Below are 26,758 nucleotides of genomic sequence, written 5' to 3' on the forward strand. Positions count from 1 at the left end.
TTATTTGAATGAGTAGAAAACTATTTACCTTATTGCTGTTATTAGCAATAGTGACCGGTACCGTAAATGCACAACGCGGTAAACGCACCATCAAGCGCATCGACCGAGAGGTACAGGAGGCTGTGTTCATCCCGAAAGGAACATGGATGGCCGGAGGTGCCGTATCGTATTCCGAGCATGACGAGAGTAACTTGAACTTTCTTGTTATAAAGGATTTGGAAGGGAATGGCTATAATTTTGCGATAAGTCCGTACGTGGGCTATTTCTTCCGGGATAATATCTCGGCCGGTGTTCGCTTCGCTTACCGTAGGAACTATTTGGATCTAGGGAATGTGGATGCCAATTTGGGCGACATTACCATCTCGTTCAAGGACCTCTATTATCTGGAGCATAAATATGAGACATCCGGTTTCCTGCGCACCTATATCCCGATAGGGAAGAGCAAGATATTCGGTCTCTTCAACGAGGCTCGTGTGACCTATGGCTACGGTACGGGCAAGAATTCCACAGGCTCGGGGGTTAATTATGATGGTACTTACCAGAAGGTACAGAACCTACAGATTGGTTTCGCCCCCGGACTGGCTGCCTTTATCACCGATTGGAGCGCCGTGGAGGTGTCGGTCGGTGTGATGGGTTTCGATTTCAAGTGGATCGATCAGACAACCAACCAAGTGGAGCAGGGTTCGAGCCGTACATCGTCCGGTAATTTCAAGATCAATCTTTTTTCCATTAACATAGGTATGACTTTCTATTTGTAATTGGATATGCGAATAATCAATGATATATATAAAGTGACCTGTCGCTTTTGCCTTTTTGTTTTCTTCGTGCTGGTTTCCTGTGCGATAGAGAATGATATACCCTATCCGATCGTCAATGCGGGTATCACGGACATTCGTGTGGAGGGACAGCGTCCGGCTGAAGGCTCTTCGGATGATGCGGCATTAATTGATGCTTCGGCAAAGACCATATTACTGTATGTAAACGATTCTGCTGATATTTCTAGATTGAAACTTACTCGTTTGGTGGTGAATCCAAGGAATGCGCAGGTTTTGGTTGATTCGACTCTCTGTGCTAATCCTAATAAATTCCCGTTTGCCGGATTCGCCTCATTGGATAGTATTCCTATGTCATCCAATACGAGGGTCGATTTTACCAAACCGGTCAATTTTACTATAAAAACCTATCAAGATTATGTATGGCAAGTAAAGGTGAAGCAAATCATAGACCGGAAGGTCGAGGCCAAGGGTATGATAGACTATTCTATTGACGAACTGGATAATCGAGTGATTATTTATGTAGGGAAAGGAGAGAATCTGAAGAATATCTCTATAACCTCTTTGGCTTTGGGTGGAGCCTATGGCGAGGTGACGCCAAATCCTACTACCGTGAAAGATTTCACCTCTCCACAGAAGTTTTTGGTTCAGTATCCCTGGAGCGAGCCCAATAAGGGGACAATATGGACGGTATATGTCCGCCTGACCGATGAGGAGGGAGGCTCGCAGCCTTCAGCCGGAGATCTTTCCGTGAATACATGGAGCAAGTATGCGTTTGTGGAGGGGAAAGCAACGGAGGCTAATTGTTCGTTTGAGTATGTGAAACAGGGAGAGACTTCTTGGAACATGGTTTCCGCGAAGGCAAACGGTTCGAAGGTTTCTGCGAAGATCGAGGGATTGCAGCCCGCCACGGCTTATCAATGCCGACTGGTGGATGCCTCGGGAAGCGTGTTGGGCGAGTCTACCTTCACGACAGAGACTGCCACACCATTATATAATGGTAATTTCGATCTGTGGCATCAAGATGGGAAAACATGGTATGCCGGTGAGGCGGGTCATTCATTTTGGGATACGAGCAATCCGGGTACGACAACTGGATTGGGGGCTGTGGTCAATATCAACCCGACTCAAGGAAATTCAACGGTTGTGCATACGCCGGGTGGAAAATCTGCCGAGTTGAAATCGCAGTTTAAGGTGAAATTTGCCGCTGCGAGCCTGTATACCGGATCTTTTGGCAGTTTGGTTGGAATGAATGGTGCGAAGATCAAATTCGGAAGGTCGTTCGCTTCGCGCCCGTTCGCATTGCATGGCTTTTTCCAATACGCTCCGGTTGCGGTAACTCATATAGGAGATAATCAGCCTGCGGGGACGCTTTCAAAAGGAGATATGGATGTTTGCTCTATCTATATCGCCTTGGCTAAAAAGCAATATACGGTAGATAATACCGATACTGATACCTTTATTGATTTCAAGGGGGATAATAATATCATTGCTTATGGAGAGGTTCCTGTAAAGGAATGTGTATCTACGAATGGGGCATGGAAGGAGTTTACCATTAATCTAGAGTATAAGACGCAGGAAAAGCCCGGCGATATGCACCTTATCATCGTGGCAAGTGCCAGCAAGTATGGCGATTATTTTACCGGGGGAGACGGTAGTGTGTTATATGTAGATGATTTCGAACTTATATACGACTAAATAATATGATGAAGCAGATTGATAAATTTTGTTGTTGTATATTCTCATTATTTCTCATGATGGCCTGTCAGGAGGAAGAAATAATGGATAAAACCGCCGGCTTTCAGGTATCCTTGCAGGATATGGGTGTTGCCATTGAGACGAAAAGTACGCCAGCGGAATTGGGAAAGCCACTAGCGGATCAGTTTAAGCTTAAGGTCGTGAAGAACGGGGATTCCTCTCCGTTGTTTGATGGTAATTATACCAGCCAGACGATACCTGCTTCGGCCGGTACTTATACGATATCTGCTTCCTATGGAGATAATCCGGTTTTAGCGTTGGATGCGCCCTATTATTTAGGCGACACTACTAATGTGGTGATTAAGGAGGGCGAGCAGAAGAAAATTACCTTGAGTTGCAAGGTGGCCAATGCGTTGGCTTCTGCCTCTTTCCCCACTGATACGGAGTTGAAGAAAATCTTCTCTTCTTATTGGGTGAAAGTAGTTGTTGGGAAGTCCTCTTGTAAATTGACTTCTGATAGTAAGAAAAGTGCCTATTTTCAAGCAGAGAAACAGGTTGCCTTTTATTTTGAGGGAACAAAGGTGAGCGGTAAGGATTTTTCCGAGGAGTTAAAACATAAGGATTTGCCTTCGGTATTGAAAGCCGGACATCATGTTAAACTGACATTGAAGTTATCGGATGATTTATTGTTGGATGTCGCTAAAGTTGAAATTAAAAAGGAGACAATAACGAGCGATATCCCGATGGATTGGTTGCCTAAGCCGAAAGTTGAGGCGGAAGGATTTGAGAATAATATACTTTCCTTTGCTGAGACAGAGACTAAAACGGCAATATTGAATTTAAATACGGCTTCAGCACTGCAAGACTTGAAGCTGAAATTTACTTTTGGTGATCCGCAATTTTCAAGCTTGAATGATAAGGACTATCTTTTATCTGTTCCGGCAGATAAAGCGGAAATGGAAAATGTGTTAGGCATTGTATTGCCTGAGATTGGTGTAGATAAAGCCTCTTTAGATTTGACTTCCATTGTCGCTAAGTTGCGAACAGATGCGGGTACGACAGTAGAAAATAAGATTGAAGTAGATGTGAGAGCGAATAATCGCTGGAGTAGTGAGGAGATTAAAGGGCAAGAAAACCCAAGCCGGGTTTATACGTTGAGGTGTAATAAGCCGGAAATGGCAGTATCTGTTCAACCCGGAAATATCTGGACGAAAGAGTTTACGATTGATGAACTGACCGTTACTACAGGAGATCCGGAGGTTATCAAGTCTAAGTTGAAATATCAGTATAAAGAAAAGTCCGGAGGTGATGATACTTGGAAAGACATTCAAGATATGAAAGTGTTATTCAATGAACATCCCCAAAATAGATCATATCAAGTGAGAGCGGTTTATCGTGATGTGGTTATGACGGATGCTATTGATGTGGAGCTAGAGAATCCGGTGCAGTTGCCGAATTCTGGGATGGAGGAGTGGCAAGTAAAGCTGCTTGGTTCATTTGTTGGTATTCCTGACTTCTGGAATAAATATTATTATTACGATTATTTGCCTTATAAGGAAGGAGAAACTGATATTTTTTGGACTACGAATAATGAGCGTTCTAGAGCCTATTCAGTATCTCGTGTTCATGTAACATCTAGCCCTTGTGTTAGTTCTTCGGAAAATATTAGGCATACAGGTTCTTATTCCGCATTAATCTATACATCGGGTCATGGAGGAGAGTATGCTTCCACAAATGGTACAATTTATCCAGCAGGGGCTTTCGCAGGTAGTCTATTTATTGGAAAATATAGTTGGAATGATAAGACAGAATCTATTACTCCAGGACATGCTTTTTCCTCACGTCCATCAGCGTTAAAATTTTATTATAACTATGTGCCAAAGAATACCGACACATTCAAGGCTTATGTGGAGTTGAAAAATGGAGAAGAATTTGTCGGTTCCGGAACATTTATTTCTTCTACTTCGAATGAAGGCTGGGCAGAAGCAACTGTTACTATAGAGTACGTTGATCAGCCGAAGGAGGCAACTTCAATTTATGTACAATTTTTATCAACGACAAAGACCTCTTTTTCAGAAGGTGATTTTGATAAAAATAAGGGAATAACATTTCCTGTAATGGGTAGTTGGAATGCCCATATTGGTAGTATGCTTTATATTGATGATCTCTCTTTAATCTATGATAAATAATGAGGAGGGTTGTGTTTATTTACTGTATAGAATAAATGGAAAAATGAGACACTTTGTTTATATCTTATCGATTCTCTTCTTTTTGCCAAGTTGCCAGAAAGAAGACTTTGTCAGTTCTTCTCAAGGAAAGGGAACTTTGATATTGGAAGATCTTTCTGTTCAAGTAGGAAATATCAATACGGTTTTTACCCGGGCCGTGGAGAATGATCTATATGTGGAGATTTGGCAAAACGGTCAATTAATGAGCGGGCAACAATATGAACCGGGAAAAGTGCCTGCTAAGCTGGATTTGCCTGCCGGAAGCTATCTGCTGAAAACCTATAACCTAGCGTATAAAGACATGCCCAATTGGGTAGATACAGAAACTGGTGGAGCAGCCTTTTATGCTGAAAAGAATTTTAAGATAGACGCTGGTAAAATAAACTATCTGAATGTAGAAGTCCCGATGGTGAATATCGGTGTTTCCTTAAAACTCCCGGAAGGTTTTAGTGATCGCTTTAAGGATTATCATTTTACCGTACAATTCGGAAACCGATCCGTAGAAATATCCAATGGAGAAACCGCTTATTTCCCCTCGAGTGAAGTAACTTACATTTTAAGTGTCACAAATAACGATGGTGAAAATAAAACGAATTCAAAGACGATCAAATCACCAGTGGCAGGAACTATATATGAAATCTCTTATGGCTATGCGACTAAAGGGTTGATTGTTAATGCTAAATATGGCTTATGAAATGAATAACTAACGGCTTCCCAAGCCGTTAGCTTACCACTGGGGGTAGCCGCTAGTTATTCACTTCACAAGCTATAAACAAGGGGGGTGTCGTTCTTTACATATAATATAAAACGTACGTGCGTACATTAAAATATACAGTCTCTCTCTTTAAAGGCAAATCCAAAAACATATCCAGTTACTTTTCTCCCCTTTTGGATTAAAAAGTATCTTAACTGTATCGTTCAACGAAACTAAGTGTGTTGGCCAAGTATCTTAGTTTCGTTGGCCAATGCACCTAGGTGCAAATATGTATTAAAGCATATGGACAATTTCCATCCCTCGTGTCCCAACCGTTATTCGCAAATTATTCCTTACCTTTTCTTGATAAAAGAAGATTTCTTAGCGAACAGGTATAAGAATTGGAGATTTTTATCTAAGTTTGTCAGTATACATCAAAAAGAAAGGAAGATCTTATGATACCTCTGATAACCATTCCCTATGCCGTGGCTGATTTCGCTGAAATACGCGAACGTGGCTTTTATTATGTGGATAAAACTCGGTTTATCCCTTATTTGGAGCGGTATAAGGCTCCGGTGTTTCTGCGTCCGCGGCGTTTTGGTAAGAGCTTGTTGGTCTCTATGCTCGCCCATTACTACGATCGCAGTAAGTCTCATCGCTTTGAGGAACTTTTTGGGGGGACTTGGATCGGGACCAATCCTACGCCGGAGCATAACCAATACATGATTATCCGCTACGACTTCTCGAAGATGGTGATGGATAGCACGATGGACGGGTTAGAGCAGAATTTTAATGATCTGAATTGTTCCCCCGTGGAGATCATGGTAGAGCATAACCGTGATCTTTTCGGTGATTTTAAGTTCTCTGTGAGAGGTAATGCCACCAAGATGCTGGAGGAGGCGTTGGCTTATGTCCGTATGCGCGGCTTGCCCAAGGTTTATATCCTTATTGATGAGTACGATAATTTCACCAACCAATTGCTCACGGCCTATAAGGACCCGCTTTACGAGTCTGTCACCACTGGCGAGAGCTTCTTGCGTACCTTCTTCAAGGCTATCAAGGCGGGTATCGGCGAGGGAAGTATCCGTACTTGCTTTTGTACGGGTGTGCTGCCTGTTACGATGGATGACTTGACGAGCGGCTATAATATCGCCGAAATTCTTACCTTGAAGCCTGACTTCACGGAGATGTTGGGTTTCAATCATGAGGAGGCTGCCGAATACCTGCGCTATGTTATTCGTAAATATGGCAATAATGAGGATCGTTTCGACGAGCTGTGGACGCTTATCGTAAACAACTATGATGGCTATCGCTTTCTGCCCAACGCGCATCCGTTATTTAATTCCACTATATTGACTTATTTTTTCAAGAACTTCGCCGAGCTGTCCGGTGGTGTCCCCGATGAGATGGTGGACGAGAACCTTCGAACGGACGTGAATTGGATCCGCCGCCTTACCATCACCTTGGAGAATGCGAAAGAGATGCTGGATGCCTTGGTGATCGATGGCGAGTTGATCTACTCTCAACCGGATCTTAGGAGTAAGTTCAATAAGCAGAAGTTCTTCGATCCGGATTTTTACCCCGTCAGTCTATATTACTTGGGCATGACAACGTTGAAAGATAATTATGTGATGGTGCTTCCCAACTTGACCGCTCAGAGCATCTACATGAATTATTACAACGAGTTGAATCAGATTAGCGATGACGCTCGCTGTTTTGTTCCCGCTTATCGCCTGTTTATGGATCATCGGAAGCTGGAGCCGCTTGTGGAAAATTATTTCAAGGAATATCTCGGCCAGTTCCCGGCGCAAGTATTCGACAAGATCAACGAGAACTTTATTCGTTGCTCTTTCTACGAGGTACTGAGTCGTTACTTGAGCAACTGCTATACCTTCGCCGTGGAGCAGAACTTGCCAAGCGGCCGTGCGGATCTGGTATTGACGGGCATATCGGGCACCGCCTTCCACAACGATTGCCGGGTGGTGGAGTTCAAGTATTTCAAGGCGAAAGACGCTACCATGGTAGAGGCCTTGAAGGTCGTTCGTCCCGAAGATGCCGATCAGGTGAGAAGATATGCCGCTGATATCAATCGGCAATTCCCCGCTTACCGCATGCGAGCGTATGTGGTGTATATAGCGGCAGGAAAAGTTTGTAAGACATGGGAAGTTATTAATCTCTAATGTAAAGGACAAGACATGAGACATTTGTTGATTATTCTATTATGTCTTGATCGGCAATATATACTATGCGATCGAAAGAGGAATATATCCATCCTTGAATGATATTCCAATCTTTTTTATCTAACCAAATTATTCCGTACCTTTGCCCCTCAAAAAGAGAACACAAGGTATGGAAAAACATTTTAAGAGAACGCTGATTACTACGGCGTTGCCGTATGCGAACGGACCGGTGCATATCGGCCATTTGGCCGGGGTATATGTGCCTGCTGATATTTATGCCCGTTACCTTCGTTTGAAGGGAGAGGAAGTGTTGATGATTGGAGGTTCGGACGAGCATGGGGTACCCATCACATTGAGAGCGAAGAAAGAGGGGATTACACCGCAGGATGTGGTGGATCGTTACCACGGTATTATCAAGAAATCGTTCGAGGAGTTCGGTATCACGTTTGATATCTATTCTCGTACTACTTCCGCTATGCATCATCAGATGGCCTCGGATTTTTTCCGTACATTGTATGATAAAGGTGAATTCATCGAGAAAACAAGCGAGCAATACTACGATGAGGAGGCGAAGCAATTCTTGGCCGACCGTTATATCACGGGTACTTGTCCGCATTGTGGAAACGAGAAGGCGTATGGTGACCAGTGCGAGGCTTGCGGTACGTCTCTTAGCCCGACGGATTTGATCGATCCGAAATCCGCTATCAGTGGCAGCAAGCCGGTGATGCGTGAGACGAAGCATTGGTATCTGCCTTTAGACAAGTGGGAGCCGTTCTTGCGTGAATGGATATTAGAGGGACATAAGGAATGGAAGCCGAACGTATACGGACAGTGTAAGAGCTGGCTGGATATGGGACTGCAACCCCGTGCGGTGAGTCGTGATTTGGATTGGGGTATCCCTGTTCCCGTGGAAGGGGCGGAAGGAAAGGTGCTGTATGTCTGGTTCGACGCTCCGATTGGTTATATCTCTAATACGAAGGAGTTGTTGCCGGATAGCTGGGAGACTTGGTGGAAGGATCCGGAGACTAAAATGGTCCATTTCATCGGTAAAGATAATATCGTGTTCCATTGTATCGTGTTCCCTTCCATGCTGAAAGCGGAAGGTTCTTATAACTTGCCGGAGAATGTCCCCGCTAATGAGTTCTTGAACTTGGAGGGGGACAAGATCTCTACTTCCCGCAACTGGGCGGTTTGGTTGAACGAGTATCTGGTGGATATGCCGGGCAAGCAAGACGTGTTGCGCTATGTCTTGACGGCCAATGCGCCGGAGACAAAGGATAATGATTTCACATGGAAAGATTTTCAGGCTCGTAATAATAATGAGTTGGTCGCTATCTTAGGGAACTTCGTGAACCGTGCGTTAGTCCTTACGGATAAGTATTTCGAGGGTAAGGTGCCGGCGGCTGGCGAGTTGACAGATTATGATCGCCAGACCTTGAAGGATTTCGCGGATGTGAAAGAGAACGTGGAACGCCTGTTGGATACCTACCACTTCCGTGACGCTCAGAAAGAGGCGATGAACCTGGCCCGTATCGGAAATAAGTATCTCGCTGATATGGAGCCTTGGAAGTTGGCGAAGACGGATATGCCTCGTGTCGCTACGATCATGAACATCGCTTTGCAGATTACGGCTAATCTGGCGATCGCTTTTGAGCCGTTCTTGCCGTTTAGCATGGAGAAACTGAACAAGATGCTGAATGTAGAGCCGTTGGGATGGAATCGCCTAGGTGCTACGGATCTATTGGAGGCCGGTCATCAATTGGGCAAGGCCGAGTTGTTGTTCGAGAAGATAGAGGATAGCGTGATCGAGGCCCAAGTGCAGAAATTATTGGATACGAAGAAAGCGAATGAGGAAGCGAATTATAAGGCGAAACCGATCCGTGAGAATATTGAGTTCGATGATTTTATGAAACTGGATATCCGTGTGGGTACGGTTCTAGAATGCACGAAGGTTCCGAAAGCGGATAAGCTGCTTCAGTTCCGTATCGACGATGGCCTGGAGAAACGCACGATCGTATCGGGCATCGCTCAGCATTATAAACCCGAGGAATTGGTAGGCAAGCAAGTTTGCTTCATCGCTAACTTAGCTCCTCGTAAGCTGAAAGGTATTGTTTCCGAGGGTATGATTCTCTCCGCCGAGAATTTCGATGGAAAGCTGGCCGTTATCACTCCGGAGAAAGAGGTGAAACCGGGTAGCGAGGTGAAATAATAAGGTAGACGCAATAATGAGGGGGCTATTCCGTTTTAACGATGGGATAGCCCTATTTTTGAGTGGATAAGATGCTTGAGAAACAGATACAGATGGTAGATCTGCGGAAGCAGTATGAACGTTTGCGTAGTGAGATCGATCCCGCCATGCAAACGGTGATAAATGCTTGCGCCTTTATCAATGGCCCTCAGGTGAAGGGATTTTGTAACCATTTATCAGATTATTTAGGTATTCCTTATGCGATCCCGTGCGGCAACGGTACGGATGCCTTGCAAATCTCCTTGATGGCATTAGACTTACATCCGGGCGATGAGGTGATCGTTCCTGCTTTTACGTATATCGCCGCGGCTGAGGTCGCTTTGGCTCTTGGCCTAGTGCCGGTATTAGTGGATGTAGATCCCGGTACATTCAATATAGACCCGGAAAAGATAGAAGATGCCTTGTCTGAAAAGACGAGAGCTATTATCGCAGTTCATCTTTTTGGCCAGTGTTGTGATATGGAACCGATCTTGCGTATTGCCAGCCGTCATAATCTATATGTGATCGAGGATAATGCCCAGTCCATCGGTGCTAATTATACTTTCTCGGATGGAACGGTGAAGAAAGCCTGTACGATCGCCTCTATAGGAACGACCTCCTTCTTCCCTTCGAAACCGTTGGCTTGTTATGGTGATGGTGGGGCGATGTTTACTTCCGACGCACGATTGGCCGAACGACTGCGAATGATCGCCAATCATGGGCAAAAGGTAAAATATCATCATGCTTTGGTGGGCTGCAACTCCCGTTTGGATACCTTGCAGGCCGCTGTCTTAGATGTTAAGCTTCGGTATTTGGATGAATTTGCCGCCGCTCGTTGTAAAGTGGCTGCTAGATACGATGCTGCCTTTTCCGGATTGGATGCTGTACGCAAACCACTAAAATCAGCCTTTTCATCGCATGTTTATCATCAATATACGGTACAGCTAGCTGTAGAAAAGAGGGATCAAGTACAAGCTGCGTTAAAAGAACGAGGCATTCCTTCTATGATTTATTATCCATTGCCTTTGCAGGAGCAAGAGGTGATGAGGGGGCGATGCCGGATTTCCGGGGATTTGAATGTCGCTTCTCGCTTGAGCCGATCCGTATTATCCTTGCCGATTCATACGGAGATGACAGAAGAGGAGCAGGCTTATATTATAGAATCTATAAAGAGTGTTTTATGAATAAGAAGATACGTTTCGCCGTGATCGGCTGTGGTCATATAGGTAAGCGTCATGCCGAGATGATTACCCGGGATGAAGGAGCGGAGTTGGTCGCTTTATGTGATATCCGTCCGAAAGAGGAGCTGGGGATCGAGGCTTATGCGGTCCCTTTCGCCCGGGATATAGATGAACTATTCCGTTTGGGATTGGATATAGATGTGGTGAATATTTGTACACCTAACGGCTTACATGCCGAGATGGCGATCCAAGCGATAGAGAGTGGACATCATGTGGTCATAGAAAAGCCTATGGCCTTGACCTTGGCGGATGCCGAGAAAGTGGTTTATACCTCGTTGAGATTCCGTAAGCAGGTATTTTGCGTAATGCAAAACCGATATTCCCCGCCTTCGGTCTGGATCAAGGAGATGGTTGAGTCCGGAAAATTAGGCCAGATTTATATGGTGCAGCTGAATTGCTACTGGAACCGTGACGAACGCTACTATAAACCCGGAGGATGGCATGGCGACGCTGCCTTGGATGGAGGTACCTTATTCACTCAATTCTCCCATTTCATCGATATTATGTATTGGTTATTCGGGGATATTTGCAATATCCAGTCCCGTTTCGCTGATTTCAACCATGAGAAGCTAACGGCGTTCGAGGATTCCGGTTTCGTCAATTTCAATTTCGTGAACGGAGGAATGGGAAGCTTGAGTTATTCAACGGCGGTGTGGAATAAGAATATGGAGAGCAGTATGTTGATCGTGGCGGAAAATGGAAGCGTGAAGATCGGTGGACAATACATGAATGAGGTGGAATATTGCCATATCAAGGATTATGAGATGCCGGAATTGGCTCCTACCAACCCCGGCAATGATTATGGCCCTTACAAAGGCTCCGCCCAGAACCACAACTTCGTGATCCGTAACGTAGTCAACGTCCTTTCCGGCGCTCCGGGCGAGATCATAACGACCAACGTGTTGGAAGGCATGAAGGTGGTGGATATCATTCAGAGGATTTATGCTTCTTCTTGAAAGGATATGCAAGCCCCGTAATATCCGACATTCTGCAAGACTTCGTGAAAACTTTTTAATACAGAGCTGCTTATTAAATTGGACTCTTGATCAAGCAATGTTTGTGGTGCTTTCATCGTGAGAACGATGATCTCTGCATTTTTTAACTCCTCTTTTAGCTGTTGTGTACTTGGATCAATGATATCGCTATTAGAGTATACTAATTGCCGTTTATGAGTCGCCTCTGGTATAATCAGATAACTGATCAGGTCTGGGGCTGTGACTAAAGGACTTCCTTGCCCGGAATCCCAAACGATCAAGCTTTCGTTTTGAAAAATAATCTTGATAAGATTTTCTGGGGTTTGATCTTGTTGGATGGTCATCAACCCGCTATCAAAACCTCCGATAGCGGTGTTTTTTGCGTCTAGGATTTTTCCCTGACATACGATTTGAGAGTGGTAATTAATAGTGTTAAGTACATTTTGGATAGAGGAGATATTCGGCTTTATTAAATATTGTTCGTTTCCTATGATTTTTCCCAATTGTATACATTTTGTTATTGTCCCTTTGATCAGAATGGCTTTGCTCATTAAGGCCCGGTCCATCGTCCACATCGTTATGCCACCAACTTGGTCGAATTCACGCATGCTTAGGGCTGATCGTGCCAGAGCCTCGATCGTGGTAGAGGCAGAAGCTTCACGACTATCGCTTACTTCATATACGATTTTATAGTCAGAGCTGTTGGTAAGTACGCAAGGATTTACATCGGCTCCATGCGTCGCGAAAGTTGTCATCTGCAATAAGGGAACGGCTCTGCCTGCGCCATCAGCGTTAATGACGGTAAGATTCAATTTAGCCCCGACAAGGCAAGAAACAAGAGTCGAGATTCCTCCTACCTCAATTGGCACGATATAACCGAGTTCTTTCCCTCTTTTCTTGAGTTCTTCTTGGATTGTATTGACCGACTGGATAGCCGCATCTGGTGTAACGGCATCTTTTAGTTTCGTAGGGGTACCTAAATAAGCTAAAACAATAGCGCATTTAGAGTCGTTTTCCGGAATATCATCTACATCGATGATGGAAACCTCAGTACGTTCGTAATGCTTCTTTGTGAAATTTTGGACAAATAGCATCGCGCTATCATACGTTCCACCACCGCCACTAGCTAGGAATGTAGCTCCCTTGACTAGATTCTCGAGGTCGATTTGCTTAAGAGGTTCATTTTTCTTTTTCATGGTTTGTCGTATTATATTGATTTCAATAAGTGCTTAACATGCTCGGCTCCTGTTTCATCCGCTATATCCAATGCTTTTTTTATAGCGACTTCCATATTTTCCGTATCGCCAAGAGCTTTATGGCACTTTGCCTTTAGGAAGTAAAGCTCCCCGAGGTAACATTTTTCCTTATTAGCTTCTATGATAGGAAATGACATGTTTATTATATCTAAACAAGATCTATAATCATTATAATTCAAGTGGACCATTCCTAATAAATAAGTATAGAAAGGATGAGTGATATCAGTTGTCGAGGTCTTATCAGGTATGAGGCTTTTATATCCTTCTTCGAGAATACTTAACCCGGTTTCTTTCTCTTTTAAGGCATAAGTGAACCCGTAAAACAATTTGCTGACCGCAGTGTAGTAAGAAAAAGAATGATCTTCAGAGGTTTTGTGGACTTTGAGGGCAAATTCCTCACAGCGTTCGTAATTCCCTTGCAAAAGCTCGTTCCATGCCACGACATGATAAAAGATAGCTAGGACAAAATAATCCTTTACCGAGGTGTACCGATCTTCCATATCCTGGCTTAATTTCTTGAACACCTCATATTCTCCCGCTTCAAAAGCCGTAATAGAGGCGAACATAAAGTAGAATAGATTATTGATAGAAGTAGCTTGCCTCACGTTTTCTCCCATTTGGTCAATCAACACCTCATACTCATGAAGAAATAATTTTAGCCTCTTGAAATCTCCGATCCAGAAGAGGGTATTGATAAGCATAATATAACCGGTCTGCAGACCGATCAAATTCTCGGATTCCTTTGTCTGGGCGATATTTTTCTCACATAGATCTACGCACTTGTCCAGATCTATTTGCATGAAGTAGTAAATCCAAATGCAATACGTGATGGTATCCATGTAATCGAAACACTGGATTTTCTTACTTAGCTGGTTTGCTTCCGTGAATAGATCCATCGGGATCTTACTCCCCCAGCCAATCGTATTGCGATAGCATAATCCCAGTTTTACGGTGGCTTCCAGACGGATCCGGTCGTGCTCCATATCATCGGCAAGATCATCCAGATACTTCAACATATTCTTCAACAGAGGAATAGCGTTCTCAAACGCCGATATTTTCATCATGGCGTTCACGGAGATCATGATAAACCTCAATGCGCTGTCGTATTCACCGGACATCTCATAGTGATACGCTATATCTCCAGCCATTTCTTCTATCTTGTCTTTGAAGAGTTCTTGTAATATAGTTGCTATATCCGAATGCAAGACCATGCGTTGGGTTAAGCTAAGTTCTTGATAAATGTATTGTTGGAATATATAATTAGAGAAATAGAATTTAGATACAAACTGTTTTCCGGACCGTACGCAATCTCCTTCCATAACGAGATGATGCTGTTTCTGTAATTTTTTGGAAAGGCTCATCAGCAAATTCCGTTCCGATTCATTTAGGGTTCTAGATAATACTTGAAGTATGAAATTCGGACCTTGAACGCTTGCGTGTGAAAGGATTTCCATCAGCGAGTCCTCTAAGTTGCTGATCCGTTCTTCAATGATACCCTCAATCCGGATCGGATAATCATGCCACTCCATGTTCTTTTGGTTTTTCCAGATCTCATCTTCTTGATAAACAACCCCCTCGTCTTTGAACAAGTTCATCATTTCCGTGATAAACAATGGATTACCATTCGTCCGCTCAAATAGTTTTTTTCGGAAAGATGCTGTATACTGGTTCTTATCCCTGTCAAGAATTTGATTCATGAAATCTTTTCTGTCGGCCTCTGACAGATTATCTAATTGGATGAAAACATTTCCGAAAGCTATCTTTATTTCATTGATAAGCTTTTGCATAGGATGCCGCCCTTCGCCAGTATAGCCATCGATATCTTCACTGCGGTAACAGCCGACAATCATGAGGGAAGAACGTCGTAAGGATACGATTAGCTGATAAAGTAATTCGACGGACGGTTTATCGATCCACTGTAGGTCATCAATAAATAGGACAATGGTATATTTCTCACTAATGGCACGCATATAATTAACGAATTGCTCGATGATTTTCGATTCGTCTATAGATACGTCTTCCCCTGTCTTTTGCGCTTTTAGCCGTTCAAGAATATTTGTCTTCTCAATGATTGATTGGCTAATTCCACTTAGGATACTACCTCCCGGAATTAAACTACCTATCAAGTCCGGCGCATGGGTCAATAACATGGAGGTAGAGAAACTAAGTAATTCCTTTAGGTTTTCCTTACTCCATCTCTTATTGGCCGAGTCTTCTTGAATATCCTCTATCAGTTGCTTAAGTATTTCTTTAAAAGGTTGATACGGAATATTGTATTCGGAAGGTATGCTGCAGAACGAAGAGGCAATCACTATTCTTTCTGTCTCTTTTATGTCGTTTAAGAAAGTTTGTATGAGAACTGATTTACCAGTCCCTGCTTCTCCTGTTATAAACTGGACTTGTAATTCTTTTTGGCTAGAAACCTTTTTTAATGAATTTTCCAGCAAAGCGATCTCTTTGTTTCTTCTTATAAAAGATAATTGTTCTTCCATAATACTATACTCAACGATTAGTAATGAAACAAAGATGTGAAAAATATTCAATAAAAGAAAGTGGTTTACTGAAAAGATGTTTTATTTTCATTTTTGTACCGTGAGGATTTATGCAGGGAGGGCATAAATCCTCTGGATACTTAGGTTTTAGATCTCGTCGGGGCTCTCGCTATCTCCTCCACTTGGGTTCTCCGCTTCGGGAAGTTTCGCTTTTTCGAAAACGGCGAGTTTTTTGGATACCCGCAAAGCCTTTCCCGGGCTGAAGACCACTTTCGGTTCTTTAATCAGGTTATTGGAGAACTCCTCGGTGGTAGCGGCTCCCGTAGAGCCTACCCCAAAACGGAAATTACCCAATTCGCCTACATTCACCCTGCGCCCTTGCGAGAGATTTCGTTTCAACACGATATTGATACGGTCGAGTACCGCCTTGACTTGGGCGGAGCCTACTCCACTTCCATCTGCCACTTCCTCGAGGAAAGTCTCGAACTCTACAAGATCTCCATAGACCACTTGCGCATACTGTTTCTTGGGTGTTTCTGTCTTGTCGTTACCCAAGTTCTTTCTCTCGATCAATCTGTACTTTACTGCCATAATTCCTGAATTTTAAAAGATGATTAAATGAATTACCTTGTTTTCGAAAACATGACAAAGGTATCGCAAGCCGTATGAGGCAAATCGGTCTGTGTCGGTTTATGTCTGTCAATGTCCGTGTATGTGCCTATTAGTCTACGAGTGCCTGTTTCGCTTCCTTTAGTTCACAAGACTAGTAAAATGTAAAAATGTACAATAAGCTATATTAGAATGGGTGTGTTTTGTATATTTCTGATTATTAGTTTATTATATCTGATAGGTGCGAGACTTTTTAATTAGTATCAATAGAAATCCGGATTTCTATTGATACTAATTGGTGTTTTCTATTGATACTAATTCATATTTCCATACGTACTATTTGTTATTTTATACATAAAGTATGAAAAGCTTCCGGGTTTTGCCCGTTACCCAAGAGTAAATGTTTATCTTTGTGGCACTTTTACCGTAAATATCAAATGGCAGAACAATCACTAAAAGATAAGACAGCGAAAGGGCTCTTCTGGGGAGGGGTGAGCAATGGGGTGCAGCAGTTGTTGGGGATGTTGTTTGGTATTTATCTGGCTCGGATTCTTAATGCGGAGGATTATGGGTTGGTAGGGATGTTGGCGATATTTAGTGGAATTGCTGGTACGATTATCAATAGTGGATTTACGGTAGCGCTAACAAATAATCAAAATGCGACTCATAAGGATTATAATGCGGTGTTTTGGTTTACCTTTTTTATCGGTTTGATTTTATATTTAGTGCTGTTTCTGGCTGCGCCGTTGATTTCTGAGTTCTATCACCGACCGGAACTAACAGCTTTATCCCGTGTTTTGTTCATTAGCTTTTTCGTCTCTGGGATTGCTTCCGTTCCTTATACGGTCATGTTTAAAAGGCTGATGGTTAAGGAACAGGCCAAAATTGATATTCTGTCTTTGTTCTTCTCGGGGATTATAGGGGTTAGTCTCGCCTTAAATGGCTTCGCTTATTGGGCGATCGCTTTGCAGAGTATGTCATACGTGACGATTAATTCTTTGCTGAAGTGCTATGTCTCGCCGTGGCGTCCTACATTTGAATTTGATTTTTCCCCATTGAGGCATATGTTCTCTTTTAGCGTGAAGCTCTTCTTGACCAATGTGTTTACCCAAATTAATACGAATATATTTTCTGTATTATTAGGGCGGTTCTATGATGCTCGGCAAGTAGGATTTTATTCTCAAGGTAATAAATGGCAGGGTATGGGCAATACGTTTATTTCAGGGATGATCAATAGTGTCGCTCAACCGGTTCTTGTCTCGGTGGGGGATGACTTGTGCCGGCAAAGGAATGTGTTTAGGAAAATGGTCCGTTTTGGCTCCTTTGTATCCTTTCCTGTGATGCTTGGTCTTGCTTTTGTCGGGAAAGAATTTATCTGTGTGCTTATCGGGGATAAATGGCTACCCAGCGTACCCTTCCTACAACTTTTTTGCATATGGGGAGCGGTGAGTTTCTTATGGAATCTATATTCAAACCTGTTGATCTCTCATGGGAAGTCTGATTTGTATATGTGGGGTATTGTTTTTGTTGGGATGATACAACTTCTCTGTGTGTTTGCTTTTCTGCGTTATGGTATATATTATATGTTAGGGGCTTACATCAGCGTTTACTTCTTGGGAATCCTATTTTGGCATTATTTTGCCTCACGGCTTATCTGTTTGGGCCTAATATATGTGATAAAGGATATGTTACCTTATTTGTTCGCTACATTCTTGTCATTTTTTATCGTATGGGTGTTGACCTATCAGATAGAAGATATGTTGCTATTGCTAATCTTGAAGATCGTTTTGTCAGTACTCTCTTATGTGGTAATTATGTGGCTAGGTAATTCAGTGATATTTAAAGAGGCATTGACCTATTTAAGAAAAAAGTGAAACATGAAGCAATATATAAATCATTTGTACTTTAAGATTAAGGTCGCATTCTTTTATTGGGGTGTGTGGTTGATTAATCAGCTAATACGGCCTAATTGCCTTGATGTGAAAAATATTCCGATCATTATTAATAATAGGAATCGATTAACTTATATGAAAATGTTGATATCCTCTTTAGAGAAAAGAGGATACAATAATATATATATTATTGATAATGATTCTACCTATCCTCCACTATTGGATTATTATAGTAAAGAATGCATTTATCCTGTTTTTTATTTGAATAAAAATGTGGGTTATAATGCTTTATGGGATTCCGGTTTGATCCGTAAGTTCAGGAAAAACTATTTCGTTTATACAGATTCAGATGTTGTCTTATCGGATGAATGCCCAGCTGATATCTTGGAAAAGGCTTATTCTATATTAGGACGATATTCGAAAGTACATAAAGTAGGGCCAGCCTTAGAGGTGAAAGATATTCCGGAAGAAAATTGGAAAGCAGTGTGGAATACTCAATCGGATAGTTGGCAAAAAGTGATACATGGTGATGATTTTTTACTTTATGAGGCCATGATTGATACGACATTTGCCTTATATAGACCTTTTGTAACGAAGCACCTAGGTGTTTTCCGTAATCAAATTCGGATGGGGTATCCTTATGTCGCTAAACATATGCCTTGGTATGAGAGAGAAAATCATATGCCGGAAGATTCATTATACTATCAACAAACAGCAAATATTGAATCTACTTGGTATAAGAGGAGCTAAATAATGATCAATTCATGTAGTTATGAAAAAGATAGTATTGATATTTAATCATTTTGAGAGAGAGCATTTTGGAAAAGATGTCTTTCTATTTCCTTATACTTTGTCTAAATGTGTGGGAGGGAAAGCCATGATTGTATATCCTGAGACATCTTCAAATAAAAATTTTCCAAGTGAATATAGAAATGTAACCCTAAAATCGCTTCCTTTTAAGGGGAAAGAATCTAGCTGGTTCTTATATCGGGAATGGAATTTTTTAATTTTCTTAATTAGAAAATCCAAAGAGATTGATATCCTTTTACGGATACATTTTACGTTTATGACAGCTTTATTTGTGCTGTTATATAAAATGATAAATCCAAAAGGTATTACTGCCGTCAAGTTAGATGGCTATCTAGATCCATTATTCTTTAGTTCTGATTCTCTTTCGTTATTTAAGAGATTGAAACATAAAGTATTTTTTAGAACTTTAAGGCAAGTGGATTTATTAACGGTAGAGACTCAATGCTTATATGATAGGTAATATAAGGAATTTATAGATGTTTATGATATAAAACTGAAATTGGTGTTAATGCCAAATGGCTTTGATGAAGAAACATTGAAAACTCTGTCCATTGTAGAGAAGGATTTTGGACATAAAGAGAATATAATGATTACGGTAGGTAGATTGGGAACATATCAGAAAAATACGGAAATGCTTTTAAACGCATTGGACTTAATGGAACTTAGGGATTGGAAAGTGTATTTGATAGGTAGCATTTCAGAGGATTTGGACTTTTTTTTGAAGGATTTTTTTATGAGAAACCCGTCAAAAAAGGAATCAGTCTTTTTTGTGGGTCCAATTTATGATAAAAAGAGTTTATGGGAGTTCTATAATAGGGCGAAGGTTTTTATATTAACATCGAGATTTGAAGGCTATCCTTTAGTTCTAACAGAGGCTAAGAGATTTAGAAATTATATTGTTTCAACAGAATTGGATGCTTCGGAAGATTTATTAGAGAATGGGAAATATGGTTGTTTGATAGCCCAAGAGAATTATAAGGAACTCGCTTTATTTTGTCAAAAAATCATCAATGGAGAAATTTGTATTGATGTGTATGAAAATTATGATAAAGAAGATATCTCTTGGGATATGATTATGAGAAAACAAGAAAAAGTGATGAACAAATTTTTGTAATAAGGATGGTGGATGTTTCTGTTATATATGTCAATTATAGAACTATACAATTGATATTGGATAGTGTCAAATCCATTAAAGAAAGAACCTTAGGCATAAGTTATGAGATTATTGTTGTCGATAATGCTTGTGATGAGGAATCATTTCGTTTGATAAAAGACCGTTATCCGGAAATAATATGTATTCAGTCAGTTGATAATCTGGGATTTGGTAAAGGAAATAACTTGGGGATTGAGCAGGCTCAAGGTGATTTTGTGTTATTTCTGAATCCAGATACAGTTTTACGGAATAATGCGATAGATATACTTTGTCGTTTCATGAAGGATAATCCGTCTGTAGGGGGCTGTGGAGGTAACCTATATGATGAAGAGGGAAACGCTACTACTTCTTTTAGCCGTAAATACCCGTCTTTTTTATGGGAACTATTAGGGATCTTATATATACCTTCACTTTGTATTTCGTCGAGGCGTTCTTTATTCTTTAATTATGAAGGAAAGCCGATAAAGGTTGCTTCTGTGATAGGTGCGGATTTGATGGTAAGGAGAACGGTGCTATCCTCTGTAGGAGGTTTTGATGCGGATTTCTTCATGAATTATGAGGAGACAGAATTATGTCTTCGGATTCATCGGTCGGGTTGGGATATATATTCAGTGCCTTCGGCTCAAATCACACATTTGGAGGGGCGTGCCTCTTATATAAAACAATCTCGTCTTTATTTCTTGTATGAGGGACAATATATTTATTTCCGGAAGGTTTATGGTAAATTTGGGTGTCGATTGATTTTTGCCATTACGCAACTGAAGAGTTATGTTCGGATTTTTCAGTTTCTTTTGTTGGGAAATCGGAAAAGAGGGGCTTACTGGAAAATGAAACTAGAGACGAACAGGGAGGTCTGGAACTCCGAAAGAATAAAACGTATTTTGAAATGAAAAAGAAGCTAGTGGTTTTTCATCCGGCGATAGCTCCTTATCGAGTAGATTTTTTTAATTCCTTGAATAAGGAGTTTGATGCTATATTCTATTTTGAGTTTGGAGATGTATTGGAGCAATCTTTCGCTCAAGATAAGTTGAGAGGACGATTGAAGTTCGTACCCCATTTTTTGGCTCCGGGATTATTTGGAATTAAGAATCTAAGGACGCAGGTTTTCTCGATATTGAGGAAGGAACAGCCGAATGTGGTATTTTGTAGTGAGTATAATATATTGGGTTTATTATTGTTGGTTTATAAATTTCTATTCAACTGGAAATTGTCTATTTTTACGATCTGTGATGATAGCAAAGAGATTGCTGAAAGCGCAACTCTTGTGAAAAGATGTATGCGTTTTATTGTGGTTAAGTTTTACAGTGGTATTATCTTGACAAACGACGATGTGTTGTCTTGGTATGTTAAACACTTTCAGGCGAAGCAGAAATTTTTGTTTTTCCCGATTATCCAAAAAGATCAAGATTTTAGGTTGCTATTGGAGAATGCGTTGCCTGTTTCTAAGATGTTGGAGGATACGTATCATTTGAGAGGAAGGCAAGTTCTGCTGTTTGTTGGGCGTTTAATAGATATCAAGAATTTATTCTTTTTACTGGATGCCTTGGCCTTGGTCGTAGATAGGTATCCTAAAGCTGTTCTTTTATTTGTGGGTGATGGTGATCAGCGAGTCGCTTTAGAGCGACATGCGGAGAGAAATGGATTGGCTGACCATGTGATTTTCGCAGGGAAAAAGCAAGGTAAGGATCTATATGCTTATTATAATGTCGGTCAGATATTTGTGCTGCCAAGTTATTATGAGCGTTTTGGAGCGGTGGTGAATGAGGCATTATTGGCTGGTTGTTATACCTTATGCTCTGTTGTTGCGGGTGCGGCTTGTTTGATTGAGCCGCAAAAAAATGGTGATCTCTTTGATCCGGCATCTAAAAAGGATCTTGCGGAGAAATTGGCGCAAGGTCTAGAGTGTTGTAAGGATCTGAGACATATATCGTTAAAAGCAAATAATATGTGTTATAGTTACGATCTGTATATAACCTCTTTTTTTAATCAGTTAAATTCTATAATAGATAAGTAAGAATGGATATTCGTTTATATTGGGAGAAAGTTTATTGGGCGTTGGCGAAACGTGTTTTTAAAAGAAAGCAGAAAACTTATGAGGATTGGTTGGCGAAAGGATATACCAATCAACCACTTGTTAGCTTTATTATAGAATCTCATAATAAAAGTGTGGGAGTCAAACGTATTGTCAGCGAATTACGTGAGTATCCGAACGCTGAGATCGTAGTAATAGATGATGGTTCTGAGTACAAACATACTAAGTCTCTTATGAGGTATCTTACTCGTGGTAATGAATTTTTAGTACGAGCTAATGATTTATATGAGAATGTGATGTATGATAAAACCATTCGTTTTGCGAATGGCGAATATATTGTTTTAATGCAGGATGATGATGAGATAACCGATCTGGATTGGGTTGATAAGGGTGTCTCTTATTTTAAGAAATATCCGGATATGGTTATTCTCGGTGGTTTGAATGGATTGGAATTTGTTACCGATGATAAGGAAAAGTGGGGATATGTGGATTTGTATAAGGATGATAGACTACGAGATAAAGATTTTTATTTTGTGCATGCAGTAAACCGGGCCCCTATGTTGTTAAACAAGAGATTGTTCCTAGATCATTTGGGACATATTGATTTCTCTTTTGCTCCCTTTCAATGCGATGATTGCGAGCTGTGTCTACGTGCGTGGTTGTGTGGCTTGAAAGTAGGGTGGTATAACGCCGGCTTTAAGTCCATGATCGCTGGTGGAATGCGTATTTGGAATAAGGGGTTGATGGGATTTCAAGAAATCAAGAATCGAGGGAAATTGTATGAGATGTATAAATTTTCTTCAAGTAAAGTCTCTGAGTTAGTAGAGGTCGCAAATAAACAACTAAAGTCATAAAAAGATATGTCCATTGATGAATATAGGAGAATAAATAAATCTTTTAAGAGAGTTCTGATATTTAAGATAGGGCTCAACTCTGGTTTTTTTTCTGAATATAATAATATGATTCTGGCAATGTTGTATTGCTTAGAAAACCGGATTCAATTCAAACTATCATCAAATGGTGCGAATTTTAACACCCAGTTTGGTTGGAATGGCTATTTTGATAGTTTTTGTGATTCTGTAGTAGATAATAGATTACACTATAGAACGTTAGATTGGAGATATTCTTTGAAATTAGTTGTTAAACGTTTTGATCGATTAGCTGTACATTCTCTTTTTTCATATATGAGTTTTTGGAAAAAAGAGTTATTAACGCAAGATGTTTTTGGCAAATGCCGGGATAAATTGAGGTATCGAAAAAGACACGTTATTCCGGAGCTGGGATTTCGAGGAAGTACGCAGGAGATATGCTCTATGCTTGTCTGTTTAACTTGGAAATATAATGATTCTACGAATAAAAGAATAAAAGAAATTCTAAAGACTCTTTCCCTCCCTGATAAATATGTATCTATCCATGTGAGGAGAGGTGATAAAATTGTAGAAAGTCCTTATTATTCCTTAGAACGATATTTTGAGAAGTTAGGTACGAAAAATAAGAATTTATTTGTAGCCACAGATGATTATACTGTTATTGAAGATATAAAAAAGAAATATCCTGATTGGAATGTTTGGACATTATGTTCTCCTTTGGAAAGAGGATATGTTCAGTCTGTTGCGGATAAAGAGAGTTTTCAGGAGAAAGATCGGAATATGATTTTGTTGTTTGCCACAATGGAGATCTTGAACCGATCAGAGCGATTTGTAGGAACCTATAATTCTAATATAGGAATGTTTCAAGGTATGAGAAATCCGTCGATTTGTAGTGGTGTGGATTTTGATCATTGGGTAGTTTGGTAAATGGAGACTGGAGTATGAGAGAAAACCAACATACCGAATTTAAGGAGTCATGGCATGACGAATATACCCGTTATATATCAGCTTTCTGTAATACGGAGGGTGGTGTATTATATATCGGTATCGATGATAAAGGAGAAGTTGTAGGGATAGAGCAGCCAAAGAAGTTGATTGAGAAACTTCCGAACTTTATCGCTCAGAAAACGGGTATTATGCCTCTTATCCATTTGAGGGAGAAGGCTGGTAAAGAATATTTGGAAATAGAAGTCCAACCTTCTGCCATGCCGATTTCCGTGCATGGACGGTATTATACCCGGAGTGGAAGCGTTACTTCCGAGTTACAGGGGAATCAGTTAAATATGTTCTTGGCTGCGAAAATGGGGTTGACATGGGAAAGTGTGATCGAGGAGGATTTCTCATTGGAGGACATAGATACCGAGACTGTAGAACGTTTTAAGCTATTGGCTAAAGATCGGGTTCCTTCCATTGAGCAGGAAACGGATCTGCTGGCTTTAATGGAGAGGTTGAATTTGGTCGTAGGAGGCCGTTTCAAGAGAGCCGCTGTGGTCCTGTTTGGAAAGAACGTGCAGAGATATGTGTTACAAGCTCGTATTAAAATAGGAAAGTTCCTTACCGATACGGAGGTACTGACAACCGATATTATCGAGGGGAACCTGATTCAGCAGGTGGATCGGGCTTTGGATATATTGCGAACGAAATATTTATTAAGTTATATATCGTATGAGGGGATTCATAGGCGTGAGAAACTGGTTTATCCCTACGAGGCTCTGCGGGAAGCCTTATTGAATTCGATTATCCATCGAGAATATTTTGTTTCTTCCGAAATTCAAATTCGTGTTTACGAAAATAAACTGGTGATAGGAAATGAAGCTCGTTTACAAGATATCACGGTAGAGGATTTATCTCGATCTCACCCCTCTAGGCCTCATAATAAATTGATAGCGGATGTCTTTTACAAGGCAGGTTTTATTGAAAGTTGGGGGCGGGGAACACAACGTATTATTGATAACTGCGTAGCTGAGGGATTATCCGCTCCTATGTATGAGTATAAGATGGGATTTTTGTACTTAACTTTTTCTCATGAGCGGGTAAATGAGCGGGTAAATGAGCGGGTAAATGAGCGGGTAAATGAGCGGGTAAATGAGCTTACTGATACAGAGAGAGCTGTCTATAGGCTCGTTGCAAATAAGCCATCTGTTACTCAATTAGAATTAGCTGCGGAGTTGCGGCTAACGGTACAATATATTCGCAAAATAATGAAGGCGTTGAAAGATAAGAATTACATAGAACGTGTAGGTGCAGATAAAAATGGTTATTGGAAAATAATAGAGAAGTCATGAAGATATTGATATTAAATACCTCTGAATTAACTGGTGGAGCGGCAGTCGCCGCGAACCGACTAGCGAAAGCATTGGGTAAATCTGGTGTAGAGGTTTCTATGTTAGTACGTGATCGGAAAACAGACCATGTAAAAGTTTTCTCTGTAAATAATTCATGGACTTCACATAGGCTTAATTCTTTTCGTTTCATTTGGGAACGACTGATAATCTTTATCTGTAACTTCTTTAGCAAGAAGAACCTCTTTCAAGTTTCCATAGCCAATACAGGCACGGACTTATCGAAGCACCCATTAGTGCAACAGGCGGATGTGATTCATCTGCATTGGGTTAATCAAGGATTTCTATCTCTTTCTGATATTAAGAAATTAGTAAATACCGGAAAACCCATTGTGTGGACTATGCATGATTTGTGGCCTGCTACGGCTATTTGTCATTATCCGGGAGGATGTGAGAAGTATATATCGAATTGTTATCAGTGCCCGATGCTGAAACGAAATCCGTTTTTTGATTTAGCGGCTTCTGTTTTTAAGGAGAAAGGGAAAATAGGGTTATCTAAGATTACATTTGTCGGTTGTAGCCGATGGATAATGGAAGAGGCCAAAAAAGGCAATTGGTTGAGAACAGCCTGTTTTACCTCGATTCCTAACCCGATTGACGTGACAGCCTTTAAGCGTATGGAAAAGCGGGTGGCCCGTAAACGATTCGGCCTGCCGGAAGATAAGTTCCTTCTTCTTTTTGCCGCCGCTAAGCTTTCAGATACCCGGAAGGGAGCGATTTTTTTGATCGAGGCTTGCGAAAAACTAAAAGAGAAATACCAAGATCGCATAGAAATCGTGTTGATGGGAAATAGCTCGGAAGAATTGATTAGCCAGTTTCCTTTTAAGGTGAATACGCTGGGATATATATCGGATCAAGACTCTATGATTTCCGTTTATGCCTGTGCCGATATGTTCGTTATTCCTTCGTTGGAGGATAACTTACCCAATACGATTATGGAGTCGATGGCATGCGGTACGCCTTGTGTGGGATTTGAGACAGGAGGGATTCCAGAGATGATAGATCATTTGAAGAATGGGTATGTAGCTAAATATAAGGATACTGAAGATTTAGCGGAGGGAATTAAGTGGATAATAGATAGCCGGGAATCTTTACAATTAAGTGAGGCTTGCATTCGAAAGGTCCATGATTGTTATCAAGAATCGGTTGTAGCGGGGAGGTATATTGATTTGTATCGGAGTTTAACTTCGCCTTAGAATGAATTCTTTGGATATTTCATCTATATCAAGAATATAGTTACTTTTGTGAAAAATGGAAGTTACTATATAGTATAGGAAGGAATGCTATG

At 41.1% G+C, this 26,758-nt stretch carries 21 protein-coding genes; 18 read left to right on the top strand and 3 right to left on the bottom strand.

Going from position 1 to position 26,758, the window contains the following annotated elements; all coding sequences use genetic code 11:
• The first annotated feature begins 8 nt into the window (after positions 1–8).
• From HMPREF0999_RS19035 to HMPREF0999_RS19070, 8 genes are all read left to right on the top strand, one after another.
• Positions 9–758: a hypothetical protein gene (locus HMPREF0999_RS19035; RefSeq protein ID WP_009276657.1), complete on the top strand. Its 750-nt coding sequence runs from the start codon at positions 9–11 to the stop codon at positions 756–758.
• Positions 759–764: 6 nt separating this feature from the next.
• Entirely contained in the window at positions 765–2,471 is a 1,707-nt protein-coding gene (locus HMPREF0999_RS19040) for a PCMD domain-containing protein (RefSeq protein ID WP_009276658.1), read from the top strand.
• A 5-nt stretch (positions 2,472–2,476) separates the two neighbouring features.
• A complete protein-coding gene (locus HMPREF0999_RS19045; RefSeq protein ID WP_010185627.1) occupies positions 2,477–4,660 on the top strand; it encodes a DUF4493 domain-containing protein in 2,184 nt (727 codons plus the stop codon).
• Positions 4,650–5,393 carry a DUF4493 domain-containing protein gene (locus HMPREF0999_RS19050; protein ID WP_226769937.1) on the top strand — a complete coding sequence of 248 codons (744 nt, stop codon included), beginning with the start codon at positions 4,650–4,652 and terminating at the stop codon, positions 5,391–5,393. The genes HMPREF0999_RS19045 and HMPREF0999_RS19050 overlap by 11 nt, the downstream gene beginning before the upstream one ends.
• A gap of 455 nt (positions 5,394–5,848) precedes the next feature.
• Positions 5,849–7,573 (top strand): ATP-binding protein, encoded by a 1,725-nt coding sequence (locus tag HMPREF0999_RS19055; RefSeq protein WP_009276661.1) that lies wholly within the window; start codon positions 5,849–5,851, stop codon positions 7,571–7,573.
• 169 nt (positions 7,574–7,742) lie between these two features.
• On the top strand, positions 7,743–9,782 hold the full coding sequence (metG, locus tag HMPREF0999_RS19060) for a methionine--tRNA ligase (RefSeq protein ID WP_009276662.1): 2,040 nt from the start codon (positions 7,743–7,745) through the stop codon (positions 9,780–9,782).
• Positions 9,783–9,853: 71 nt separating this feature from the next.
• Positions 9,854–10,984: a DegT/DnrJ/EryC1/StrS family aminotransferase gene (locus tag HMPREF0999_RS19065; protein WP_009276663.1), complete on the top strand. Its 1,131-nt coding sequence runs from the start codon at positions 9,854–9,856 to the stop codon at positions 10,982–10,984.
• Positions 10,981–11,997: a Gfo/Idh/MocA family protein gene (locus HMPREF0999_RS19070; RefSeq protein WP_009276664.1), complete on the top strand. Its 1,017-nt coding sequence runs from the start codon at positions 10,981–10,983 to the stop codon at positions 11,995–11,997. Before HMPREF0999_RS19065 ends, HMPREF0999_RS19070 begins: the two co-directional genes overlap by 4 nt.
• On the opposite strand, the gene HMPREF0999_RS19075 is transcribed toward HMPREF0999_RS19070, so the two are convergent.
• From HMPREF0999_RS19075 to HMPREF0999_RS19085, 3 genes are all read right to left on the bottom strand, one after another.
• Positions 11,982–13,211, bottom strand: coding sequence for a DUF917 domain-containing protein (locus tag HMPREF0999_RS19075; RefSeq protein ID WP_009276665.1), 1,230 nt, complete (start codon positions 13,209–13,211; stop codon positions 11,982–11,984). The genes HMPREF0999_RS19070 and HMPREF0999_RS19075 overlap by 16 nt on opposite strands.
• Positions 13,212–13,222: 11 nt before the next feature.
• On the bottom strand, positions 13,223–15,763 hold the full coding sequence (locus HMPREF0999_RS19080; protein ID WP_010185621.1) for an ATP-binding protein: 2,541 nt from the start codon (positions 15,761–15,763) through the stop codon (positions 13,223–13,225).
• Between the two features lie 147 nt (positions 15,764–15,910).
• Entirely contained in the window at positions 15,911–16,354 is a 444-nt protein-coding gene (locus tag HMPREF0999_RS19085; protein ID WP_009276667.1) for an HU family DNA-binding protein, read from the bottom strand.
• Between the two features lie 455 nt (positions 16,355–16,809).
• On the opposite strand from HMPREF0999_RS19085, the gene HMPREF0999_RS19090 reads away from it, so the two are divergent.
• The 10 genes from HMPREF0999_RS19090 to HMPREF0999_RS19135 are packed head-to-tail and all read left to right on the top strand — an operon-like array spanning position 16,810 to position 26,666.
• Entirely contained in the window at positions 16,810–18,246 is a 1,437-nt protein-coding gene (locus tag HMPREF0999_RS19090) for a lipopolysaccharide biosynthesis protein (RefSeq protein WP_009276668.1), read from the top strand.
• Positions 18,247–18,249: 3 nt separating this feature from the next.
• Positions 18,250–19,014: a hypothetical protein gene (locus HMPREF0999_RS19095; RefSeq protein ID WP_009276669.1), complete on the top strand. Its 765-nt coding sequence runs from the start codon at positions 18,250–18,252 to the stop codon at positions 19,012–19,014.
• 22 nt (positions 19,015–19,036) lie between these two features.
• Positions 19,037–19,534, top strand: a complete 498-nt coding sequence (locus HMPREF0999_RS19100; protein ID WP_009276670.1) for a hypothetical protein — start codon at positions 19,037–19,039, stop codon at positions 19,532–19,534.
• 48 nt (positions 19,535–19,582) lie between these two features.
• Positions 19,583–20,188, top strand: a complete 606-nt coding sequence (locus HMPREF0999_RS19105; RefSeq protein ID WP_009276671.1) for a glycosyltransferase — start codon at positions 19,583–19,585, stop codon at positions 20,186–20,188.
• Between the two features lie 5 nt (positions 20,189–20,193).
• Positions 20,194–21,117 carry a glycosyltransferase family 2 protein gene (locus HMPREF0999_RS19110; RefSeq protein ID WP_010185618.1) on the top strand — a complete coding sequence of 308 codons (924 nt, stop codon included), beginning with the start codon at positions 20,194–20,196 and terminating at the stop codon, positions 21,115–21,117.
• Positions 21,114–22,241 carry a glycosyltransferase gene (locus HMPREF0999_RS19115; RefSeq protein WP_009276673.1) on the top strand — a complete coding sequence of 376 codons (1,128 nt, stop codon included), beginning with the start codon at positions 21,114–21,116 and terminating at the stop codon, positions 22,239–22,241. Before HMPREF0999_RS19110 ends, HMPREF0999_RS19115 begins: the two co-directional genes overlap by 4 nt.
• A gap of 2 nt (positions 22,242–22,243) precedes the next feature.
• On the top strand, positions 22,244–23,113 hold the full coding sequence (locus HMPREF0999_RS19120; protein ID WP_009276674.1) for a glycosyltransferase: 870 nt from the start codon (positions 22,244–22,246) through the stop codon (positions 23,111–23,113).
• A gap of 6 nt (positions 23,114–23,119) precedes the next feature.
• Positions 23,120–24,055, top strand: a complete 936-nt coding sequence (locus HMPREF0999_RS19125; RefSeq protein ID WP_009276675.1) for a hypothetical protein — start codon at positions 23,120–23,122, stop codon at positions 24,053–24,055.
• 14 nt (positions 24,056–24,069) lie between these two features.
• Entirely contained in the window at positions 24,070–25,413 is a 1,344-nt protein-coding gene (locus HMPREF0999_RS19130; protein ID WP_009276676.1) for an ATP-binding protein, read from the top strand.
• Entirely contained in the window at positions 25,410–26,666 is a 1,257-nt protein-coding gene (locus HMPREF0999_RS19135; protein ID WP_009276677.1) for a glycosyltransferase family 4 protein, read from the top strand. Before HMPREF0999_RS19130 ends, HMPREF0999_RS19135 begins: the two co-directional genes overlap by 4 nt.
• Positions 26,667–26,758: the final 92 nt, after the last annotated feature.

Source organism: Parabacteroides sp. D25 (assembly GCF_000307475.1).
Classification (GTDB): domain Bacteria; phylum Bacteroidota; class Bacteroidia; order Bacteroidales; family Tannerellaceae; genus Parabacteroides; species Parabacteroides distasonis.

Excerpts from the sequence above, each read along its gene's own strand:
- HMPREF0999_RS19035 (WP_009276657.1), top strand. The coding sequence starts at position 9 with ATGAGTAGAAAACTATTTACCTTATTGCTGTTATTAGCAATAGTGACC.
- HMPREF0999_RS19040 (WP_009276658.1), top strand. The coding sequence starts at position 765 with ATGCGAATAATCAATGATATATATAAAGTGACCTGTCGCTTTTGCCTT.
- HMPREF0999_RS19045 (WP_010185627.1), top strand. The coding sequence starts at position 2,477 with ATGATGAAGCAGATTGATAAATTTTGTTGTTGTATATTCTCATTATTT.
- HMPREF0999_RS19050 (WP_226769937.1), top strand. The coding sequence starts at position 4,650 with ATGATAAATAATGAGGAGGGTTGTGTTTATTTACTGTATAGAATAAAT.
- HMPREF0999_RS19055 (WP_009276661.1), top strand. The coding sequence starts at position 5,849 with ATGATACCTCTGATAACCATTCCCTATGCCGTGGCTGATTTCGCTGAA.
- metG (WP_009276662.1), top strand. The coding sequence starts at position 7,743 with ATGGAAAAACATTTTAAGAGAACGCTGATTACTACGGCGTTGCCGTAT.
- HMPREF0999_RS19065 (WP_009276663.1), top strand. The coding sequence starts at position 9,854 with ATGCTTGAGAAACAGATACAGATGGTAGATCTGCGGAAGCAGTATGAA.
- HMPREF0999_RS19070 (WP_009276664.1), top strand. The coding sequence starts at position 10,981 with ATGAATAAGAAGATACGTTTCGCCGTGATCGGCTGTGGTCATATAGGT.
- HMPREF0999_RS19075 (WP_009276665.1), bottom strand. The coding sequence starts at position 13,211 with ATGAAAAAGAAAAATGAACCTCTTAAGCAAATCGACCTCGAGAATCTA.
- HMPREF0999_RS19080 (WP_010185621.1), bottom strand. The coding sequence starts at position 15,763 with ATGGAAGAACAATTATCTTTTATAAGAAGAAACAAAGAGATCGCTTTG.
- HMPREF0999_RS19085 (WP_009276667.1), bottom strand. The coding sequence starts at position 16,354 with ATGGCAGTAAAGTACAGATTGATCGAGAGAAAGAACTTGGGTAACGAC.
- HMPREF0999_RS19090 (WP_009276668.1), top strand. The coding sequence starts at position 16,810 with ATGGCAGAACAATCACTAAAAGATAAGACAGCGAAAGGGCTCTTCTGG.
- HMPREF0999_RS19095 (WP_009276669.1), top strand. The coding sequence starts at position 18,250 with ATGAAGCAATATATAAATCATTTGTACTTTAAGATTAAGGTCGCATTC.
- HMPREF0999_RS19100 (WP_009276670.1), top strand. The coding sequence starts at position 19,037 with ATGAAAAAGATAGTATTGATATTTAATCATTTTGAGAGAGAGCATTTT.
- HMPREF0999_RS19105 (WP_009276671.1), top strand. The coding sequence starts at position 19,583 with ATGCCAAATGGCTTTGATGAAGAAACATTGAAAACTCTGTCCATTGTA.
- HMPREF0999_RS19110 (WP_010185618.1), top strand. The coding sequence starts at position 20,194 with ATGGTGGATGTTTCTGTTATATATGTCAATTATAGAACTATACAATTG.
- HMPREF0999_RS19115 (WP_009276673.1), top strand. The coding sequence starts at position 21,114 with ATGAAAAAGAAGCTAGTGGTTTTTCATCCGGCGATAGCTCCTTATCGA.
- HMPREF0999_RS19120 (WP_009276674.1), top strand. The coding sequence starts at position 22,244 with ATGGATATTCGTTTATATTGGGAGAAAGTTTATTGGGCGTTGGCGAAA.
- HMPREF0999_RS19125 (WP_009276675.1), top strand. The coding sequence starts at position 23,120 with ATGTCCATTGATGAATATAGGAGAATAAATAAATCTTTTAAGAGAGTT.
- HMPREF0999_RS19130 (WP_009276676.1), top strand. The coding sequence starts at position 24,070 with ATGAGAGAAAACCAACATACCGAATTTAAGGAGTCATGGCATGACGAA.
- HMPREF0999_RS19135 (WP_009276677.1), top strand. The coding sequence starts at position 25,410 with ATGAAGATATTGATATTAAATACCTCTGAATTAACTGGTGGAGCGGCA.